The sequence below is a fragment of the Photorhabdus sp. RM323S genome (genome assembly GCF_042879375.1).
GTDB classification, from domain to species: domain Bacteria; phylum Pseudomonadota; class Gammaproteobacteria; order Enterobacterales; family Enterobacteriaceae; genus Photorhabdus; species Photorhabdus tasmaniensis.
On record NZ_JBHFKZ010000010.1, the window covers coordinates 42,120 to 63,552 of the forward strand.

At 44.0% G+C, this 21,433-nt stretch carries 18 protein-coding genes; 10 read left to right on the plus strand and 8 right to left on the minus strand.

The window, feature by feature from the left end; genetic code table 11:
• Window positions 1–67: 67 nt before the first annotated feature.
• The gene (gene argR / locus ACGF7G_RS07035) at window positions 68–538 is read left to right on the plus strand and encodes a transcriptional regulator ArgR (RefSeq protein ID WP_021323292.1); all 471 of its coding nucleotides are present in this window, start codon (window positions 68–70) and stop codon (window positions 536–538) included.
• Between the two features lie 46 nt (window positions 539–584).
• Here the strand turns inward: argR and mpl are convergent, their stop codons facing one another.
• Window positions 585–1,955: a UDP-N-acetylmuramate:L-alanyl-gamma-D-glutamyl-meso-diaminopimelate ligase gene (gene mpl, locus ACGF7G_RS07040; RefSeq protein WP_387464425.1), complete on the minus strand. Its 1,371-nt coding sequence runs from the start codon at window positions 1,953–1,955 to the stop codon at window positions 585–587.
• Window positions 1,956–2,120: 165 nt separating this feature from the next.
• Here mpl and fbp point away from each other — a divergent pair, with 165 nt between their 5' ends.
• Window positions 2,121–3,125: a class 1 fructose-bisphosphatase gene (fbp, locus tag ACGF7G_RS07045; RefSeq protein WP_387464427.1), complete on the plus strand. Its 1,005-nt coding sequence runs from the start codon at window positions 2,121–2,123 to the stop codon at window positions 3,123–3,125.
• A gap of 155 nt (window positions 3,126–3,280) precedes the next feature.
• Entirely contained in the window at window positions 3,281–3,811 is a 531-nt protein-coding gene (ppa, locus tag ACGF7G_RS07050) for an inorganic diphosphatase (protein ID WP_133813842.1), read from the plus strand.
• Between the two features lie 93 nt (window positions 3,812–3,904).
• Here the strand turns inward: ppa and ACGF7G_RS07055 are convergent, their stop codons facing one another.
• The 3 genes from ACGF7G_RS07055 to ACGF7G_RS07065 are packed head-to-tail and all read right to left on the minus strand — an operon-like array spanning window position 3,905 to window position 9,767.
• Complete coding sequence (locus tag ACGF7G_RS07055) at window positions 3,905–4,252, minus strand: gamma-glutamylcyclotransferase (RefSeq protein WP_133813843.1); 348 nt, start codon at window positions 4,250–4,252, stop codon at window positions 3,905–3,907.
• Window positions 4,253–4,254: 2 nt separating this feature from the next.
• Window positions 4,255–8,028, minus strand: coding sequence for a translocation/assembly module TamB domain-containing protein (locus ACGF7G_RS07060; RefSeq protein WP_387464429.1), 3,774 nt, complete (start codon window positions 8,026–8,028; stop codon window positions 4,255–4,257).
• Window positions 8,025–9,767 carry an autotransporter assembly complex family protein gene (locus tag ACGF7G_RS07065; RefSeq protein ID WP_387464431.1) on the minus strand — a complete coding sequence of 581 codons (1,743 nt, stop codon included), beginning with the start codon at window positions 9,765–9,767 and terminating at the stop codon, window positions 8,025–8,027. Before ACGF7G_RS07065 ends, ACGF7G_RS07060 begins: the two co-directional genes overlap by 4 nt.
• Window positions 9,768–9,884: 117 nt before the next feature.
• On the opposite strand from ACGF7G_RS07065, the gene msrA reads away from it, so the two are divergent.
• Together msrA and ACGF7G_RS07075 are read left to right on the plus strand one after the other, a co-directional pair.
• A complete protein-coding gene (gene msrA, locus ACGF7G_RS07070) occupies window positions 9,885–10,532 on the plus strand; it encodes a peptide-methionine (S)-S-oxide reductase MsrA (RefSeq protein WP_387464432.1) in 648 nt (215 codons plus the stop codon).
• Between the two features lie 155 nt (window positions 10,533–10,687).
• Window positions 10,688–12,019 (plus strand): hemolysin family protein, encoded by a 1,332-nt coding sequence (locus ACGF7G_RS07075; RefSeq protein ID WP_387464433.1) that lies wholly within the window; start codon window positions 10,688–10,690, stop codon window positions 12,017–12,019.
• A gap of 98 nt (window positions 12,020–12,117) precedes the next feature.
• On the opposite strand, the gene ACGF7G_RS07080 is transcribed toward ACGF7G_RS07075, so the two are convergent.
• Window positions 12,118–12,324 (minus strand): DUF1107 domain-containing protein, encoded by a 207-nt coding sequence (locus tag ACGF7G_RS07080; RefSeq protein WP_011148633.1) that lies wholly within the window; start codon window positions 12,322–12,324, stop codon window positions 12,118–12,120.
• Window positions 12,325–12,612: 288 nt separating this feature from the next.
• Between ACGF7G_RS07080 and ACGF7G_RS07085 the strand changes: the two genes are divergently transcribed.
• The 4 genes from ACGF7G_RS07085 to fecA all read left to right on the plus strand — a co-directional run bounded on the left by ACGF7G_RS07085 (window position 12,613) and on the right by fecA (window position 17,372).
• A complete protein-coding gene (locus tag ACGF7G_RS07085; RefSeq protein WP_133813848.1) occupies window positions 12,613–13,167 on the plus strand; it encodes a YtfJ family protein in 555 nt (184 codons plus the stop codon).
• 272 nt (window positions 13,168–13,439) lie between these two features.
• Window positions 13,440–13,961 carry a ferric citrate uptake sigma factor FecI gene (gene fecI, locus ACGF7G_RS07090; RefSeq protein WP_133813849.1) on the plus strand — a complete coding sequence of 174 codons (522 nt, stop codon included), beginning with the start codon at window positions 13,440–13,442 and terminating at the stop codon, window positions 13,959–13,961.
• Between the two features lies 1 nt (window position 13,962).
• Window positions 13,963–14,913 (plus strand): ferric citrate uptake sigma factor regulator FecR, encoded by a 951-nt coding sequence (fecR, locus tag ACGF7G_RS07095; RefSeq protein ID WP_387464434.1) that lies wholly within the window; start codon window positions 13,963–13,965, stop codon window positions 14,911–14,913.
• A 98-nt stretch (window positions 14,914–15,011) separates the two neighbouring features.
• Window positions 15,012–17,372 carry a TonB-dependent Fe(3+) dicitrate receptor FecA gene (gene fecA, locus ACGF7G_RS07100; protein ID WP_387464435.1) on the plus strand — a complete coding sequence of 787 codons (2,361 nt, stop codon included), beginning with the start codon at window positions 15,012–15,014 and terminating at the stop codon, window positions 17,370–17,372.
• Window positions 17,373–17,607: 235 nt separating this feature from the next.
• Here fecA and cysQ read toward each other — a convergent pair whose 3' ends face one another.
• Both cysQ and ACGF7G_RS07110 read right to left on the minus strand, forming a co-directional pair.
• Window positions 17,608–18,351, minus strand: a complete 744-nt coding sequence (gene cysQ, locus ACGF7G_RS07105; protein WP_387464479.1) for a 3'(2'),5'-bisphosphate nucleotidase CysQ — start codon at window positions 18,349–18,351, stop codon at window positions 17,608–17,610.
• A 147-nt stretch (window positions 18,352–18,498) separates the two neighbouring features.
• Complete coding sequence (locus tag ACGF7G_RS07110; protein WP_387464436.1) at window positions 18,499–19,119, minus strand: peptidylprolyl isomerase; 621 nt, start codon at window positions 19,117–19,119, stop codon at window positions 18,499–18,501.
• Window positions 19,120–19,387: 268 nt separating this feature from the next.
• Between ACGF7G_RS07110 and ACGF7G_RS07115 the strand changes: the two genes are divergently transcribed.
• A complete protein-coding gene (locus tag ACGF7G_RS07115; protein ID WP_387464437.1) occupies window positions 19,388–20,098 on the plus strand; it encodes a helix-turn-helix transcriptional regulator in 711 nt (236 codons plus the stop codon).
• A 35-nt stretch (window positions 20,099–20,133) separates the two neighbouring features.
• Here ACGF7G_RS07115 and ACGF7G_RS07120 read toward each other — a convergent pair whose 3' ends face one another.
• On the minus strand, window positions 20,134–21,429 hold the full coding sequence (locus ACGF7G_RS07120) for an acetyl-CoA carboxylase biotin carboxylase subunit family protein (protein WP_387464438.1): 1,296 nt from the start codon (window positions 21,427–21,429) through the stop codon (window positions 20,134–20,136).
• Window positions 21,430–21,433: the final 4 nt, after the last annotated feature.

Genomic DNA, 21,433 nt, shown 5'->3' on the forward strand with positions numbered 1-21,433 from the left:
TTTTATTGCATAAAAATTCATTTATATGCATAATATAATCTTCATAGCTGATTGAATATGGTGAAATATGCGTACTCCCTCTAAACAGGAAGAGTTAGTAAAAGCTTTCAAAGCGTTATTGAAAGAAGAAAAATTTAGCTCTCAAGGAGAAATCGTCACCGCCTTGCTGGAAGAAGGTTTTGAGAATATTAATCAATCCAAAGTCTCCAGAATGCTGACTAAATTTGGTGCTGTTCGCACCCGTAATGCCAAAATGGAAATGGTCTACTGCCTTCCTGCTGAGCTTGGCGTCCCTACTGCCACTAGTCCACTAAAAAACCTGGTACTGGATGTTGATCACAACCATTCAATTGTTGTAATTCGTACAAGCCCTGGTGCTGCCCAACTTATTGCTCGCCTGTTGGATTCCCTTGGTAAAGCAGAAGGCATACTTGGCAGTATCGCGGGTGACGACACCATCTTCATCACACTTGCCAGAGGCTTCACAGCAGAACAACTACGTGAAAAAATTCTTGAATTGTTCGAACAAGAACTTTAAATGAATCGCGCCAGCATGGCGCAATTCATTTTTCCTGCCGTCATCCTCAGGACTGATAAGTTTTTTTATTCAGTTCAAAGAGTAGTTTCTCATGAATACCGCTAAACCCGCCATTACTCATAACCAAAATATGATCGCCTTTCTGTGCCTTATCAACAATCATATGCACCAGCGAATCAATGTCAGCGCTCCAATACGCTGGCTGAACACAGCGATCTGCAATTTCTGATACATGCCATTTAATATTAGCTGGTTGAAATAAGAACACTTCATCAGCACGCCCCAGCGCTGGCGCGATCTCATTCTTGCTGACACCCATTTTCATGGTATTTGAACGCAGTTCTAACACAGTAATAATACGGGCAGTTCCACCAACCTTACTACGCAGAGCTTCCAGTGTTGCCAGAATTGCTGTCGGGTGATGCGCAAAATCATCATAAACGGTAATACCATTCTCCTCACCACGTAGTTCAAGGCGACGGCGGGCATTAATAAAATCGCTCAAAGCACGACAGGCATCGGCTGGCTGGACACCAACATGATGTGCAGCTGCAATTGCAATCAGCCCATTACGCATATTATGTTCACCAACCAGTGACCAATTCACTTCTCCAACAATTTCACCACCATAAAACACCCGATAATCACTGCTATCCGTACTTATCTTTTTTGCCTGCCAGCGACCGGTTTCACCCACCAGCTCCAATTCACTCCAGAATCCCATAGACAAGACATGTTTCAGGTTAATATCGTTATCTGGCATAAAGATCTTGCCACTACCCGGAATGATCCTGACAAGATGATGGAACTGTCGCTGAATAGCAGCCAGATCGCCGAAAATGTCTCCATGATCAAATTCCAGATTATTCATGATCAGCGTACGTGGGCGGTAATGCACAAACTTAGATCGTTTATCAAAGAAAGCACAGTCATATTCATCGGCTTCTATCACGAAAAACGGGCTTTCTCCGATCTGAGCTGATGTTGCAAAATTCCCAGGAACACCACCGATCAAGAAACCCGGTTTATAGCCACAAGCTTCAAGAATCCAAGCCAACATGCCCGCTGTTGTTGTTTTGCCATGCGTCCCTGCAACCGCCAGAACCCAACGCTCCGGCAAGACATAATCATGCAGCCATTGAGGGCCAGAGATATAAGGAAGCCCGCGCTCCAACACAGCTTCTACACAAGGATTTCCACGGCTCATGACATTACCGATGATGACCATATCTGGCACAGAATCCAATTGTGCCGGATCATATCCCTGAATCAGGCTAATCCCATGTTTTTCTAATAAGGTACTCATTGGTGGATAAACATTGGTATCTGAGCCGGTTACCTCATGGCCTAGAGAACGTGCCAAAATTGCCAGTCCACCCATAAAAGTACCGCAGATACCAAGAATATGAATACGCATTGATTTCCCATTCCGTAGCATGAAGTTAGCCACTATTCTAACCATCAAAAGCAAGATAAGAAATGGAATAGCCTATGAATCATCCCTGTCTTTGGCTAAACTGCCCGCGAAAGAGTGCAATGGACACTCTAAAACCACTATCAAATCACATTCAGGACTTTCGTCATGAAAACATTAGGCGAATTCATCGTCGAAAAGCAGCAAGATTTTTCTCATGCCACAGGTGAACTCACCGCATTGCTTTCCGCTATTAAGCTCGGAGCAAAAATCATTCACCGTGATATCAACAAAGCCGGTTTAGTGGATATTTTAGGGACCAGCGGTGCGTCCAATATCCAAGGCGAAGTACAGATGAAACTGGACCTGTATGCTAATGAAAAACTCAAAGCAGCACTGAAAGCACGCGGTGAAGTTGCCGGTATCGCCTCAGAGGAAGAAGACAACATCGTTATTTTCGAAGGTGACCGCGCTGAAAATGCAAAATATGTTGTTTTGATGGACCCATTAGATGGTTCTTCAAATATTGATGTAAACGTTTCCGTTGGTACTATTTTCTCTATCTACCGCCGTATTACCCCAATCGGCGAGCCCGTGACTGAAAAAGATTTCCTGCAACCAGGTCACCACCAAGTCGCTGCCGGATATGTTGTCTACGGTTCTTCAACTATGTTGGTTTATACCACTGGCTGTGGTGTACATGCCTTTACTTATGATCCTTCACTCGGCGTATTCTGTCTTTCTCATGAAAAAGTCCAGTTTCCCCCCAAAGGCAATATGTACTCCATCAACGAAGGGAATTACATCAAATTCCCTATGGGAGTGAAGAAATACATTAAATATTGCCAGGAACAGGATGAGGAGACTCAGCGTCCTTACACCACACGCTATATCGGCTCGTTGGTTGCTGATTTCCACCGCAACTTGCTGAAAGGCGGAATCTACATTTATCCAAGTACCGCCAGCCATCCATCAGGAAAATTACGCCTGCTATATGAATGTAACCCAATGGCATTCCTGGCCGAACAAGCCGGCGGTAAAGCCAGTGATGGTGCCAACCGGATTCTGGATATCATCCCATCCAAACTGCATCAGCGCGTGCCTTTTTTTGTTGGCAGTAAATCAATGGTAGAGAAAGCCGAAAGTTTTATGGCTGAATTCCCGGATGAGTAATTTCATCGGTTAATTATGAATAGAAGGCGGAACTCACCGCCTTCCTTAGTTTTGCAGATTTTTAACAGAGAAGGTGCTAGATATGGTGAGATTTCATCATCATTCTGGCTATAATAGCCCCCACTCTATTCTGGTTTGAAATAAAGGAAACTTTCATGAGCCTGAACTTAGTACCGGCAGGAAAAGAACTGCCTGAAGACATCTATGTCATTATTGAGATCCCTGCCAACGCAGATCCCATTAAATATGAAGTTGATAAAGAATCCGGTGCGCTGTTTGTAGACCGTTTTATGTCTACCGCCATGTTCTATCCATGCAACTATGGTTACATCAACAATACTCTGTCTCTGGATGGTGACCCGGTTGATGTTCTGGTTCCAACGCCATACCCATTGCAACCCGGTGCTGTGATCCGTTGCCGTCCAGTTGGCGTTCTGAAAATGACTGATGAATCAGGTGAAGATGCAAAACTGGTCGCGGTTCCACACAGCAAATTGACCAAAGAATATGATCACATTAAAGATGTGAACGACCTTCCAGAATTGCTGCGTGCCCAGATTACCCACTTCTTTGAGCATTACAAAGATCTGGAAAAAGGCAAGTGGGTTAAAGTTGATGGTTGGGATAATGTCGAAGCAGCTAAAGCAGAAATTATCTCCTCTTTCGAACGTGCCGCTAAAAAATAATTTTTCTCTGTCTGCATAATTAAAAAACCCCCGCCAAGACATTTCTGACTGGGGGTTTTTGATATCACAATCCCTTAAAAAGGGAACTCCACTTTACTCTTTTTCGTGGCGTTTCAGCCAGTCACCGCTTTTTATCCGCCGTAAACCGGTTACCGGAAACTGATAAAGATATATCCATGCACTGCCATACGGTGTCTGAATCAACTCCCTTACATACTCACGAGAATTATCTTTCAAATCATCTAACTCTGTCAGGATAGTAGAATTGATGCGATATATCTCACATTCAATACTCCCGTCACCACGGATTACCGCAGGATAATGCCCAAGGTCGTATAACTCATAGCCTTCCAGCTTATGATCCCCTAACCATTGAGCATCAGTCATCCAGTGATGATTGCCTTGTTTGCGCCGTAAGCTGCCATAAACAATAATTCGCATTTTCAAAACTCAAACTGATAGAGCAAATCCAATGTCTGATCAATACCAGACACTGCTTCCAGATACAATCTAGGCATTAACCTATAGCGTAAGGTTAATGTTGCCAGTGAATCAAATATACCAACACCATACTTAACTTGCAGATCTTTTGTGATCTTTCCGCTAACAACTACCTGTGATTTATCACCAACCCCTTGAGTATCCAGTGCTAAATCGGAAACACCAAATATTTCACCAATTTTACCTACCAACTGACTACTCTGCGCAACCCCCAAACCTATCAACATTGCCGCCATCTGGGAGTTGTCTGAGTCACTGCTCTCCAACCCTTCACCACGCAACAGGTAAGAAAGCGCTTCCTGTTGTGATTTGGCAGGTTCTGAGAAAATTTCCACTTTTGGCTGATCCGCCAAACCGGTAACTCTCACCCCAGCAATAACACGACCATCCGTTGATTCTGGGTTACGGATAGCCTCAATATTAAGCAATGGTTGATCCGATGGACCTGAAAACACAATCATCCCTTTACGGACAATCAGATCTTGTCCATAGGCATGGAAACGGCCATCAAGAATATCAACTTGTCCATTCAAACCCAGGCCCTGTTCACCCTGAACAGCTTTCAGAGCGCCTCTAAGTTTCGCTGTGAGGCCAAATGCACTGAGTCGAACATCATCTCCTATATGAATCATCAAGTTACTTTGAATCGGGATTGACGCTTTTTTCACGTCTAACGGCTGAAGATTCTCACCCAACATAATCTCATCCGATGATGCCTCAACAGCCGATTCAGGTAGTTCTTTAACTGTAATACTCGCCCAGGGAATATCAACATTACCATCCAATTTCAGCAACTGAGGAGAAGCCTCAAATACCAAAACAGGGCTGACATCAATTTTCACCATTGGTGGAAAAGTTACCCTCAACTTATCACCGTTAGCGGCAATTCTTGCATGCCACGCATCCAAATTACGCCAGTCAGCATCACCATTCAGGTAAAGCTGCCCCTTAGGCGTTTTGATAACCCCCTCAAGATCAGAACGTATTCCATCAAAATTTACACCAAGTTGCCCTTGAGTAATATCAAATGGAATCCAATGACCCGAAGCTTGCAGTGCGCTCAGGTTCAACCGACCAAACAGTAATGGATTTTTGGCATTTCCGCCCAGGCGCAGGTCAGCATTCAAATGACCTTCTGCCTTATCACCTTTTCCAAGAATCGGTTTGATCAACGCCAGTGAAATATCCTGAATACCAATATTGCCCGATAATTTGCGACGCCCTTCAAGATCAGCAACCTGTACCGCACCGTTAAACTGACCATTTCCCATAATTTTAAACAGCCAATTCAGCTCTGCGGCTCCGTTCTTCAAACCTGCATTGAGTGTCAGGGTTTGAAAATCTACAGGTAATGCGATGCCATCAATTACTTGCTTAACCTGCACCGCCTCACCACGCAAATTAACGTTGGCCTGGGGCAATCCACCTCCAGCACTCCACTTAACATCCGCATTACCACTGAATACACCTTTCAAATGTGTTTCAGGCCCCAGTAATGGTTGAATCATAGCAAGATCAAAACGATCAAGAACAATAGACGCACTACCGCTGGCACCCGCTTCAATGGGTTTCGGTGCGCAGAGCTGCGCATGTGGATTCAACCAACAATGAGTACCTACAGTGACTTTCTGCTGCTGATTGAGATAATCAATAGTAATAGCTTTGGTTAAACGCCATTCGCCAACCGGAGTATCAAAACGGGTATTATTAATACTGCCTTTCCATCGTTGTTGCTTGCGATCAAAACTACCATTAAGCGCAAGTTGACCGGCAACCGGCTCACCATCGACCTTCAGTTGCAAATTATGTTGTTTCTCATTGCCCTTAGCATTCAGCGTCAAACTACGAACGATTAAATCAGCCTGTTTCAACTGACCAACTTTGATAGCAAGATCGCCTTGGATCTGTGCAGCAGAACGTACATCTCCCTTCACATTCACACTATCAATGCGCAAATCCTGCCATTTCAACCCATTAGCATTCAGATCAGCCAGAATTTGAGGCGCTTGCATATTACCACGCAGTTTCAGCGTCCCATTAACGACACCACCAAGTCCTGGTAATAAGCCATCCAGCCTAGGTGCTCTGATATCGCCATCAAGTTGCCACTGTTTGAACAACTGTCCCTGGAGATTGATTTTATTACGCCCTAAGGCCAGCTCAAATTGAGGAATATTCCACTGACCAGCCGCATTACCCGAAATCTTACCCCTGGCTTTTATCAAGTTCTGTTTTACATTACCATCAAGTGTGATTTCCGGGATTCGGAGCTGCCAGCTACCACCGTGCAAACTGCCACGAGTCACTATTTTTCCATCTATTTCGGCTGGCCATTCCGGCCACTGTTTAGCAGTATTGATTCCAGAGAGTGTCAACACCGCATTCCAACTTACCGCCTTACTCCAATCTGCCACACCGACCAGTTCAGTCCTTCCCTGCAAAGCAGACAAACGTAAGCGGGTCAACTTAAAACGTTCTTCATTACCTTTAGCATCCAACACCAATAATGCCGGTGGAATTTCATTACCTTTAATACCCGAACGCAATGACAAATCATAACCACTCGTTTTACCATTCAGGCGCATTTTTACATTATCAAGCTGATATTCAGGCTCCCCCGCCAAAGGCCAACTCAGTTGCTGGCTTTCAAGCGTCATACGCACGGGCAAACCTGCCTTAGCCAGTTCCACCTGGGCATCAATTTTAGCTTTGACAGGGCCAGACAAATTCAGAATTAAGTTGAGTTGCTCCAGCAAGGCTCCATTAAGCTTCAAGTCAACTTTTTGCCCTTGAATCTCTTGCTGATCTATCTCACCTTTTATTGACAGCTTCACCGGCCATTGCTGCGCCAAAGTCGCGGAACCATGAACGGCTAAAGAACCTTCCAGTGCCTTTACATTCAATTTATTAAGCTGAATCTGCTGCCCCTGATTACTAATTTGCAGTAATAACTCATTGATTGTGATATTGGTATCACCAGTCAGCCGTAATTGCTTACCACTGATCTCTTCAACCGTAATATCCAGTGGAATAGGCACTTCCGGTAACCTTGCCAATAGCGGCTGAGAAAATAGTGCTTTCAGGATTTCTCCCAACGACTTTTCTGGTTCAATTTCCCGTTTTGCTTTTTCTGCTGCTTCCGCTGTTTTCAATTGTTCAGGAGTCGTCTTTGGTAATCCTACCCGCAATCCATTGATTTTCGTTGGCTTAAGAATTAATGCCTTTTGCTGCCACTCAGCTGCAGTCCTGAATTCATCAAGGTCAAACACCCTATCATCTATGGTGACCGCAGCATTTTTAATGGATAGCAAGTTAAGTGAAATCGGATATGGAGTCTTTAGTTCAGTCAGAGGTGCTGATTCTGGCGACGGCTCTCCCGCAAGTGGCAATTGTTTGGTGTTAATCGCGACTTTTACGCCTTCTGTCGTCAATGCATTAATACATAACTGACTATTTTTCAGGCAAGAAAGACGTAAAGAAAGGTGGAGTTGATTCACATTAACATCAACACCGGGCATCTGATACCTGACACCTCTCAAAGTCAAATCACGCCAGCCACCACTAACACCTGCTATATCCAGCCCCGGAACCCAACGGACGGCACTGTTAATCATAGTATGCAAACCAGATTGCGTTCCTACCAATCCGGCAACAGCAATAACCAACAGAGTAATAATCAGCAAAAAAGCAATACTGACCTTCTTAATCCATCTCATAATTCAGATCCTAACCCTATGTAAAACTGGATATTACGGGATTCTGAATCCCCTATTGGCCTGGCAAGGTCAAACTTAATGGGTCCGACAGGAGAGGCCCAACGCACACCGACACCTGCGCCGGTTTTAAAATTGCTCCTTCTAACATCATTGACTGCTTCACCTGTATCGACAAAAACAGCACCCCACCAATCACCCGTTACGTTATATTGATACTCAAGCGAACCCACGATCAGCATAGATGCCCCGGTCAATTTTCCGTCATTGTCTTTAGGGGAAATTTTCTGATATTGGTAACCACGGACACTACGATCACCACCAGCAAAGAAACGTAAATCAGGAGGGACTTTCTGGAACTCATTGGTTTCTATCCAACCCAAATTACCTCGGGCAACAAAACGGTGGTTATCCCAGTAAGTTCTGATCCAAACGTTTTGCGCCTGTAATACCAGGAAATCCACATCAGAACCCCAAAGGGTATCAGAAATATCAATGGAATAACGCTGGCTATCGCCCCAATAAGGCATCGTACCCCCACGTTGGCGGATACGACTAACGTTCACTCCCGGATACAACAACATAGCCGTATTGGTGACATTAGCTTGCGTAAAGTGGCTGAGACTCCAGCGCATATTAATCCCATATTGCCAACCAGTTGAAAGATCCCAGTTACGGGAAAGGTTCACCGTTGCGGTATCTGATACGGTATCGTTGACATCCTTACGTTTATAGCCGGTCTGCAACGCATAATATTGCTCCAGCGGATTCGCTTTCAGCGGCATTTTATAGGTAGCATCAATCACCTGTTCAGGTGCAGAAAGGTTGATACTCGTGCCAAGGCTGTGTCCACGAGAATTTAGCCACGGTTTTGTCCACTTAGCTTTTACCCGTGGCCCAACATCTGTTCCATAACCCCCACCCAGTTCAACATAGTTTTTGGAACGTGGTGTTAATACCGCCTCAAGAGGGAGAGTCTTATTACCACTTTTTCTGGCAGCCTTAAAATCAGGTGTCACCAGTGCTGAATTAAACCAGCCGGTTTCTGCCAGCCGCCGATTCAATTCCGCCAATTGTTCCGAGGTATAAAAATCCCCTTCTTTAAACGGCACCAAGTGACTCAGATAATCTTCACGAATTTGTGAACCACGATAATGTATCTGACCAAAGTGATAACGCTCACCGCTGTTAAAATTAAAATCCCAAAATGCCTCATACCGCTCTTTAGCAACACCCAATTGGCTCTTTTTCATTACGGCGTCAAAATAACCTTTTCTAATAGCAAGCCCAGTCAGAGAGCCTTTAAAGCTTTCATAGCCACCATGATTAAGAATTGTCCCTTTTTTCGGACTTTTGCTTTTAACCAGTTTGGCATAATCTCCATCTGTCTTAGCCCCACCGTCCAAAACAACATTAACACCGGCAATCCGTACAGGTTCCCCGACCGTGACTTTTGCTGTTAATACCGAACGAGCGGGGGGGTTATTTTCCTGATAGGTAAATTCGATAATGGGTTCATAATAACCAAGCGGACGCAGACCTTCACGAATCGCTTTATCTACACGAGCGCGGAAACGCCCATCTGCTGCAACCTCGTCAGTACTGATAGTGGAAAGATGAACTCGGGCATTTTTTTCCAAACTGCCGGTTAATCCTTCTATTTTCAGGCGAAGACTAGCACTATGAGCGATAGGCGTTACGATAGACACACAAAGAAGACATAAAATGGGGTATCTCGACACGCGAACTCCTAACCTGATCGGAACAATTTAACTATAATAAAATTTATTTTGATTAAAGTTTATAATATATACAATCTATTAATATCTGAAAACTTAATAATTACAGGAGGGAATATTGTGCCAACTTCAGCTAATGAGATCCAATCTCTTGATCCTCAACGCATATTACCGGGCAGAATAGAATCACTTAAAGTTTCACCTGAACATACTGTCACCAATCATACGATAGAACCTGTTCCAGAAAATATGGAAGTTGCCTATGTTGGTATGGGATGCTTCTGGGGTGCAGAACGGCTGTTCTGGCAACAACCTGATATTTACACGACCTCTGCGGGTTATAGCGGCGGTACAACACCAAATCCAACTTATGAAGAAATCTGTAGCGGTCTGACCGGTCACGCCGAGGTTGTCAGAATTGTTTATGATCCGGTAAAAAATAGTTACGAAAACCTGCTAAAACTTTTCTGGGAAAACCACGACCCGGCTCAAGGAATGCGTCAGGGAGGGGATATTGGCACTCAGTATCGTTCCGCGATTTATACTGTATCACCTCAGCAACATGAACTGGCATTAGCCAGCCGCGAACGCTTCCAAAAAGCCATGCAACAACAAGGAGATAACCGGCCTGTTACAACCGAGATCACAGAAGCAGGGCCATTCTATTTTGCGGAAGATTATCACCAGCAATATCTGTTTAAAAATCCTGAGGGATACTGCGGGTTAGGCGGTATTGGCATTTGCCTACCACAAATGAGCAAAAACTAGCCAGCTCACCTAAACTGATGTTATAATTATCACACTAATCAATAGCTTTCTAAGTATCTATTGCAACTTTTTATTTTACATAATTTTTATTGTTTCCTCCGGTGATCTTTCAACCATAACCAATCCTATCGCCGGAGGTAAAACACGGATGCCTTATGCTAAATAGTCTCTTAGTGGTGCTTTTACTGTGCGCGATCAGCGCTTTTTTTTCGTTATCGGAAATCTCTCTGGCCGCCTCAAGGCGAATCAAATTAAAGCTGATGGCAGATGAAGGTAATGTCAACGCAGCTCATGTCCTCAAATTACAAGAATCTCCGGGAATGTTTTTTACCGTTGTGCAAATCGGCCTGAATGCGGTGGCCATTTTGGCTGGTATTGTTGGTGAATCGGCATTTTCTCCTTCACTGAAAGCTTTTTTCATTCAATTTATGCGGCCCGAATGGGCAGAACAACTCGGCTTTATCTGTTCATTTATCATTGTGACCAGTACATTTATTTTGCTTGCTGACTTGACACCAAAGCGTATCGGTATGATCAAACCAGAAGCTGTCGCGGTGAAAATCGTTAATCCAATGCGTTTCTGTCTGGCAATTTCCCGTCCGTTAGTCTGGTTATTTAATGGACTGGCTGATCTTATCTTTAAGATCTTTAAAATTCCGATGGCGCGTAATGAAGACATCACATCTGATGATATTTTCGCGGTTGTGGAAGCAGGCGCTGTTGCGGGGATCCTGCGTAAACAAGAGCATGAACTGATTGAAAACGTGTTCGAACTCGAATCCCGTACCGTTCCTTCTGCCATGACCTCACGGGAAAGCATCGTCTACTTCGATAAGCATGAAAGTGAAGAAAGTATCAAACAACAGGTTTCCACCCAACCACACTCCAAATATCTGATATGTGACGGCGATATTGATCATGTTATCGGTTATGTGGATTCCAAAGACCTGCTTAACCAAGTCCTGAGTGGTCAGAGCCTGAGCTTCAATAAAGGTGTCCAGATCCGCAACGCGTTGATCATTCCAGATACTTTAACGCTTTCAGATGCTCTGGAAAGTTTTAAAGCTGCCGGTGAAGATTTCGCTATTATCCTGAATGAATATGCGCTAGTCATGGGGGTAATTACCCTCAATGATGTGATGACTACCCTGATGGGTGATTTGGTTGATCAAGGACAAGAAGAGCAGATCGTCGTCCGGGACGAAAATTCATGGCTGGTTGAAGGCGGAACACCGATTGATGATGTACAGCGGGTACTGGATATTGATGATTTTCCTGATTCCAGTAACTACGAAACTATTGCAGGCTTTATGATGTTCCGATTGCGGAAAATTCCAAAACGTACTGATTCGGTCAAGTTTGCGGGTTATAAGTTCGAAGTTGTCGATATTGATAACTACAAAATCGATCAGCTATTAGTCACAAAAATCACTGACACCCCCACCACAGCTCCCGCTCACAACCCAACCATCAGTGATGATAAATAAAAACGGCCTTTGAACTGAGGCCGTTTAATATTCTGTGTTATGCGCCACTTATTGTGGCGCAGATTATTCAGTATGCTACTCGCGGCTATTCTCGTTATCTATCCTATTTCGGCCTGCAAACGTAGCACCTGCTGATTAACTTCACTCATCACACTAAAATGGCGTTTGTCTCTTACCTTCGGCGGTAAAATTTTGCCGCAGTCGAATTCAAAAGCCCCCATATCTTTAATGTATAAACGTCCACGGAATAAAGTTTTAACGTAGAGAGCAATTTTCAGTGGGTTATATCGGTGAAAAATTTTCATCTCTGCTTTTTTCCTCCTATGCTTCTTACGGTTACGTTTGGTGAACCAGCTCCATGCACCACACCGTTATGTAGAATAGTAGACTTAATTTATCGGATTTTGTTCCCCCCATTTTCAGTTTTATGTACTAACTTTACATAAAATGACAGATATTTAGATATGCATAATTATGTAAATTTATCCCTTACTTAATGTTAAAAAATTGATCTTCTTTAAAGAGATAAATCAACTGATAACCGCTATGCTAAAGGCCCGTGCATCGTCACATTCACTTACAAAGGAAAAATTATGATCAAAAATTTTATGTTATATGCTGCGCTACTCTGTTCTCCTGCTCTGGCATTCGCTCACAACATTAACCTGGAACAAAAGGTTCCTGCGGTCAGTGTTTCTGATAAAGGTGAGTTGTTACTCAACAATAATAAGTTTAGCTACCAAAATTGGGATAGTGGAAAACTGATCGGAAAAGTGAGAGTCATACAACATATTGCAGGTCGTAGTGCAGCAAAAGAACTGAATGCTCCGCTGATAGAAGAAATAAAACGTGCTGATTTTTCAAAAGAAAAATACCAAACAACCACCATCATCAATGTTAATGATGCCATATTTGGTACCGGGCCATTTGTCCGCAGCAATATTGAAGACAGCAAAAAAGAGTTTCCTTGGTCCCAGTTTATCGCTGACAGCAATGGTGTAGTCAAGAAAACCTGGCAGTTGGAACCCAAAAATTCTGCCATTGTTGTCCTGGATAAAAATGGCGTAGCGAAGTTTGCCAAAGAAGGTAAGCTAAACAGCAACGAAATCAAACAGGTAATTGAATTAGTTCGTAAAGAATTACAGTAAAAACATCAGTGGTGATAACGACTTGCGGATATATTTCGATTTGCCCTTATCACCACCACCCTACTGAAAAGCAACTTATTTAACATCAGCTTTGCTTAAGAGCAGCAATTTCAAGATCACGTAAATTCAAGCTCGGTTTGCGACAAATCTTGCGACCACACCTACTCGATATCACGTTAACATGAAATAAAAACCTTCAGGGACAATTGTAATGATTACCATTCTCACATTAAGATGATACCGTGATTATTAACTTTTGATATTATAAAGCTATGTCTGACTACATTGTTGTTTCTGCGGAGCTGACGCTTGAATCGTTTTACGGCGCGCATCACGGCTGGCTAAAAAACTGGCTCACGTGCAAACTGCAATCGTCCTTTGACGCCGACGACGTAGCGCAGGATACCTTCCTCCGCGTGATAACCAGTGATTCGCTACAGACAATTCGCGACCCAAAATCCTTCCTCTGCACTATTGCCAAAAGGGTAATGATCGATCTGTTTCGCCGCAACGCTCTGGAAAAAGCCTATCTGGAACTGCTTGCGCAACAGCCCGAGGCGCTTATACCCTCGCCAGAAATTCGTCAGTGCCAACTTGAGACGCTCCAACAAATCGACCAGATGATCGATGGCCTGAGCAGCAAAATTCGCCAAACGTTTTTACTGTCTCAGCTTGAAAGTCTGACCTACAGCGATATCGCTTCACGTCTTAATGTGTCTGTCAGTTCCGTGAAAAAATATATGGCCAAAGCCACCGAGCATTGCTTGCTGTTTCGCCTGGAGCATGGACTCTGATATGAATACCACATTGACCAATTCTCGTCTCCAGGCCCTAAAATCAGCATCACACTGGTATGCAGTACTGAGTAGCGATCAAGCAAGCCCACGGCAAATCGAAAAATGGCAGCGTTGGTACGAACAGCATCAGGATAATCAGTGGGCGTGGCAACAGGTGGAAAATCTGCGTAACCAGATGCTTGTAGTGCCAGGTAATGTGGCAAGCCGCACACTTCAGGAAACACACCTGTCACGCCGCAGAATAATGAAAAGCGTGCTGTTGCTACTAGGGGTTGGCGGTATCTGGCAACTGTGGCATTCAGAAACAGGAGAGGGTCTGCGAGCTGGTTACCGTACTGCTAAAGGGGACATTCAGCAGTATCAACTGAGCGATGGCACACTGCTTACACTCAATACTGACAGCGCAGTGGATGTCCGTTTTGACCCTCAGCAACGTCTGGTGCATCTCTGGTATGGCGAAATTGCCATCACCACCGGGCACGGTGCTGGAACAAAGTTATTGCGCGTACAAACCCGCCAAGCACAACTGACTGCGTTGGGTACCCAATTTACGGTTCGTCAGGAAGACAACACCACGCTGGTTAGCGTACAGCAACATGCCGTAGAAGTGATCCTGACCGGCGCTGACCGCAAATGTATTGTACGTCAGGGTGAAAGCTTAAGATTCAACGCTACCGATTTTAGCGAGCTGACAACAGCAATCGCCGAAGACAACGCGTGGACGCAAGGTATATTAAGCTTCAGCGACAAACCACTGAGTGAAGTGATAGCGACCATCGCCCGCTATCGCAACGGCGTATTACGCTGCGACCCAACTGTCGCCTCACTACGGTTAACCGGCACTTTCCCGATAAAAAATACCGATACGGTATTAACCGTCATAGAAAAAACACTTCCCGTTAAGATTCAATACATTACCCGCTACTGGGTGAATGTTCTGCCCGCATAAAAATCATTAACATAAAAATAATCATTTTCAATTGTCCCTTTTTACCTCTTCATTCGACTTATAAGTGAATACAGCAACAAAATGATTATGGAGACGTTATGACACTTTTACGTGCACGGTCACTGCGCGCGCTTTACAAAACAACACCGCTGGTAATGGCGATTCATTTAAGCCTGTTACCGGTGGCTTGCCTAACCTCGGGGATCGCGTATGCTTCTGTGGTGCCAGCTAGCGCACACTATGACATTAATGCAGGCGAACTGGATAAAGTTCTCAATCAGTACTCCACCCGCGCTGGTATTACCTTTTCGGTAGATGCCAGCTTAACGCGCGGCAAACAGAGTAGCGGCCTACACGGTGATTATTCCATCACCGATGGACTGAACACCTTACTGATCGGTACTGATTTACAGACAAAAACGTTGGGTGATAACACGTTCACACTCGAACCCGCTTCTGCCACGCAGAAAGACTCGATGACCGTGATAGGCGACTGGCTGGGCAGTGCTCGTGAAACTGACGTGTTTGAACATGCAGGTGCACGCGATGTTATCCGCCGTGAAGATTTTGCCAAAACAGGCGCAACAACAATGCGTGAAGTGCTAAACCGCATTCCTGGCGTCAGCGCACCGGAAAACAACGGTACCGGCAGCCACGACCTGGCGATGAACTTCGGCATTCGTGGCCTGAACCCGCGTCTTGCCAGCCGCTCTACGGTTCTGATGGATGGCATTCCGGTCCCCTTCGCACCCTACGGCCAGCCACAGCTATCGTTGGCGCCAGTCTCTCTCGGCAACATGGACGCAGTAGACGTAGTACGCGGCGGCGGCGCTGTGCGCTACGGACCACAAAGCGTAGGTGGTGTGGTGAATTTCGTGACTCGCGCTATCCCACAGGATTTTGGCATTGAGGCAAGCGTGGAAGGCCAACTTAGCCCCACATCTTCACAAAATAATCCAAAAGAAACCCATAATCTGATGATTGGCGGTACGGCAGATAACGGTTTCGGCACGGCGCTTCTCTACTCCGGTACACGTGGCAGCGACTGGCGCGAGCACAGCGCCACGCACATTGACGACGTGATGCTCAAAAGCCGCTATGCCCCCAATGAAGTGCACACCTTCAACAGCCTGCTGCAATATTATGATGGCAGTGCGGATATGCCCGGAGGTCTTTCACGCGCCGATTACGATGCCAATCGCTGGCAATCCACTCGCCCATATGATCGCTTCTGGGGCCGCCGTCAGCTCGCAAGCCTTAGCTATCAGTATCAGCCCGACCAGCAGCACAAATTCAATATTCAGAGCTTATATACCCATACCTTGCGCAGCGGTTATCTCGAGCAGGGCAAACGCATTACCCTTTCCCCACGGGAATACTGGGTGCGCAGCATCGAACCGCGCTATAGCCAGCTCTTCAATTTAGGGCCTTCAGCCCATGAAGTAGGGATTGGCTACCGTTACGTGAATGAAGCCAGCCACGAAATGCGTTACTACACCGTCACCAGCAGCGGCGAATTACCCAGCACGTCGAGTCCTTATGACCGTAATACCCGCTCTGGTACCGAAGCTCATGCCTGGTACATTGACGACCGCATTGATATCGGCAACTGGACCATCACTCCAGGGATACGATTCGAACATATCAAATCCATCCAAAACAACAACCTGAAAGGCACCCGCCAAGAAGTAAGCTACAATGCGCCGCTGCCTGCACTCAACGTTCTTTATCACGTTACTGACAGTTGGAATCTTTATGCCAATACGGAAAGCTCATTCGGTACCGTACAGTACAGCCAGATTGGTAAGGCTGTACGGAGCGGCAATGTAGAACCGGAAAAAGCGCGAACCTGGGAAGTCGGAACCCGCTACGACGACGGCGCTCTGACTGCGGAAATGGGGCTGTTCCTGATTAACTTCAACAATCAATACGACTCCAACCAGACCAACGATACTGTTACGGCACGAGGGAAAACCCGGCACACCGGGCTGGAAGCTCAGGCACGTTACAATCTTTCCGAGCTTACGTCTAAATTGGAGAACATTTCGGTTTACGCCAACTACACCTATGTAAACGCGGAAATTCGTGAAAAAGGCGATACCTACGGGAATCAAGTGCCGTTCTCACCGAAGCATAAAGGTACATTTGGTATGGATTACAAACCTGGCAACTGGACCTTCAATCTCAACAGCGAATTCCAGTCCAACCAGTTTGCTGATAACGCTAACACCATACAGGAAAGTGCCGATGGCAGCACTGGCCGCATTCCGGGCTTTATGCTGTGGGATGCGCGCATGGCGTATGACTTCGGTCCACAAATGGCCAATCTGACTCTAGCCTTTGGGGTGAAAAACATTTTCGACCACGAGTATTACACCCGTTCTTATGATGATAACAATAAAGGCATCTACGCCGGGCAGCCGCGCACATTCTATATGCAAGGCTCGCTGAAGTTCTGATGCTGCATTAACCCTTTCGCCGGGCCATTGCCCGGCTTTACTATTTCTGATAGAAAAAGCTGTTGACCAACTTAAAAATATTTCCCAGATGAACACACAAAGCACCGTAGTATACTCGGCTTTTTGTTAGAGATTGTGTCGGGATTAATTGTTTATACCTTCCAACCAAAAAAGCCGAGCTTGAATTTACGTGACTCTGAAATTGCTGCTCTTAAGCAAAGCCGACATTAATTTATTAAAAGATTGTTACTCTAAATCCTGGATTCAGGAATGATTCACGAGGCGTATAATTCAGAGTCTGGCCTTTCCAGTTTGTTACATGAGCACCGGCCGCAATTGCCACAGCATGGCCTGCTGCGGTATCCCAGATATTAGTTGGTCCAAAACGGGGATAAAGTTGCGCTTTTCCTTCGGCCACCAGGCAGAACTTTAATGAAGAACCCACAGAAACCGTCTGATGTTCACCTAACTGATTGAGATAATCCTCCAATTCTGTATCCATATGAGAGCGGCTGACTACCACCATTGGGGGATTAGCATCACGAATTTTAATCGGCAAGCATTGACCACTACAGGTTTTTTTCCATGCCTGCCGCCCTTGCCCGAAATAAAGCGTATCCTGTACAGGAGCGTACACCACCCCCATCACAGGAATGCCCTCATCAATCAGAGCGATATTAACCGTGAATTCGCCGTTACGATTAATAAATTCCTTGGTTCCATCCAGCGGATCAACTAACCAATAGCGCTTCCAATCACACCTCTCCTCCCAGGCTGGCGGCTCTTCTTCCGACAACAATGGAATTTCCGGTGCGATACGGGACAATCCGGCTTTAATTATTTTATGAGCCGCAATATCAGCAATAGTAATCGGTGAATCATCCTGTTTATGATCAACTTTCAGGGGATGTCCATCCTGATAAACTGTCATAATAGCCACGCCAGCTTCCCGGGCCAGTTGGCAGACTTGTTCTAGCATCATACACCTCTACAGTGAGTTATCTGTTATCATTTTAGACTATATTATCAATCGATCTTCTGCCGGAATTGTAAGAATTTTATTGCCATCACCAAAACAAAAACAGCCGGATATACCGGCTATTTTTAATCATATTTCTGGATAAAATTATAGAATATCCAGTAATTCCACTTCAAAAATCAGTGTGCTATATGGAGGAATCGATGCGCCGGCACCACGCTCACCATAAGCCAAATCATATGGGATATACAGTTCCCATTTAGAACCGACAGGCATCAGGGTCAATGCTTCGATCCATCCAGCAATCACACCATTCACTGGGAATTCGGCAGGTTCGCCACGCTGTACTGAACTGTCAAACACAGTGCCATCAATCAGGCGACCAGTATAGTGAACACGAACCTGGTCAGTACGGGCCGGAATTGCACCATCACCCTGTTTTAGTACAGAGAACTGTAAACCAGATTCTGTCGTACTGATACCATCACGCAGGGCATTTTCTGCCAGAAACTTCTGACCCTCTTCTGCCATAGCCTGCTGGCGTTCACGGCGCACACCGTCTGCACGCTCATGCATCTCACGTAAAGCACGATGCAGTATATCAACCGGCACTGCTGGAGAACGACTTTCCAGCGCATCACATAACCCTGCCAGCAATGCTTCCGGCTCCAGACCTTGCAAACCAGATTCCAGTAATTGCTGACCGACTTGTAAGCCAACCCCATAACTTGCTTGTGCTTCGATAGAGTCAAAAGAAAGTTTTGCCATGAAAATACCTGTGATCAAATTAAATTAGGCCAGCAAGCATAACAGTGCTATGTAACAGGGTAAACCTAAGATATCACTGGAGGATACGTCTCGCCGTAATATATAAGACTCAGTAATCGATATAACTCTAAGTGGCATATTCATTTCTTAAAGGTTATAATACAAATAAATTTTTTAAAATATTTTTACTTCCAATTGATTATATGAATAAAATATTATTGATATAGAATTAATTCTACTGCTAATATTATACAATGAGGAAAATCTTATGAATACATCATTTAATGAGATTTTATCAGAAATTCAGAAATCCAAGACTATGCCGGAATTAGAAGAGAAATTATTAAACGCGATAAATTATCTGGATTTTGAATTTTACTCAATTTACCAGGAAGAAAAATACCCATTCACGATAAAGAAATATGTTCTAATAACCAATTTAAATATAGAAACTGCGAACAATTATAATCAAAATAACAATCACGACAGCGACCAATTAATGAATGGTGATTATACTTTCTCCATCCCTTCAATTTGCAATGAAAAAATATCAAAAAACGCTGATTTTATGATTAAAAAATCAAATATAGACGAAGTTCAAAATAGTCTCTCAATTAAAATAAAAGGCTCTCATGGAGAAAGATCAATTTTTTCAGTCGCTAGAAAAAAAGGTGCTATTTCTCACAATGAGATACTTAATAAAGCAGGCATGTTAGGCATATTGGCAAATGAATGCGTGGAAACATTCAATAAATTAAAGAATAAAAAGGATAAAATAATTGTCCCAACACTATCCACGAGAGAAGTCGAAGTAATACGATGGACTTGTGAAGGAAAAACTTCGGCTGAAATAGCCAATATACTGGAAATCTCAACAAGAACAGTCAATTTCCATATCAATAATGTTATGGAGAAATTAGTTGTTCCCAATAAAGTCGCAGCGGTTGCTAAAGCAATAGCATATAACCTGATTATATAACAATTAGAGCCAAAATGAGGCTCTAATCACTGAAATTACAAAATATAATTTTTCAAAATATCTCTCCAGGCGTCATTAATTTCATTCATCAGGGATCCACATTTGATATGCTCGTCATTAATATGCACACAAACATAACCACAGAAATCATTATTGCTCTTTGGTGTTTCGTAAACCAGCGAATTTTTGTCTAAATTAATTTTTATTGAAATAATATCATAATGTAATTTCCTCAGGATATTATCAATAGATACTAACAATAATCTATTTACCTCTGTTTTACTAAATTTATCATTAATTTTTCCGTCTTTACCCGCTAGCAAATTAATCAAAAATGCTCTCCCCTTCGCTTCGGGTAATATCATTCGATCACTAAATCCTTTAACTAAATGATCAACCCAAATTTCCTGTAAGCTTATACCATATACCCGATTAGCCATATCCCAAATACGCATACCGGCTGGTCTACGGTTAGTTTCAACCAGGAAAGTTTCCCCCGTTTTACTATCTTGTTTAATCTCATTATGGAATGCGCCGAGAGTCTGCCCTGAAATCAGGTTAATTGCTTGCCCTGCTTTATGTAATGCAATAGCATTTCTTCCATCACATTGCGCGGGAACTATTTGCCCTATTTCAACAGGATATTCACCTTTCTGAGAGACTTTTTGCGTTAAAAAAGCCATACAACCAATACCATCGTACGAATATTCTGTATCGAAAGTAATAAATTCCTCTGCAAGAATTGGGTTGCCACCAGACTGCTCAACAGATTGAGCAAAAGCAGTTGGGATTTTATTCCTATCTTTAATCGCCACTACACCGAAATTTGCCCGGCCACAATTAGGTTTAATAACCACACCATACGGAACAGAGTCATAAAACGCTTCCAGTTCATTAATATTATTAATGAAACTGTATCGAGGGGTTTTAATATGTTGGGCCGCAAGCAGTGGTAATATACGTGTTTCTTGTTGACGGAACTGAGATTTCTCAATACCGGCGAAGCTTAATTCAGGATCATCACCATAAACATTCAGTTTCTTGGCTATAACAGCAGCATACCCGGATACCGCATCCATAAAGGGAAGAATAGCGGCACATGTCATATCAAGTTCAGAAAGAACACCTATTACTTGATCAACATAACTTTCTGTCCGTACAGGTATATGATAGACAAATGGGGTAATATTTTTCTCTTCACCGGACAACATATCACTAATAATCACTAATTCAAGGGAATAATTATATTGAATATAGTCACGAATATTAACTATTTCATTCAGTCTTGCCGGAAGATAATCAAGTACTAACAAGTATTTTCTCGAACTCATATTT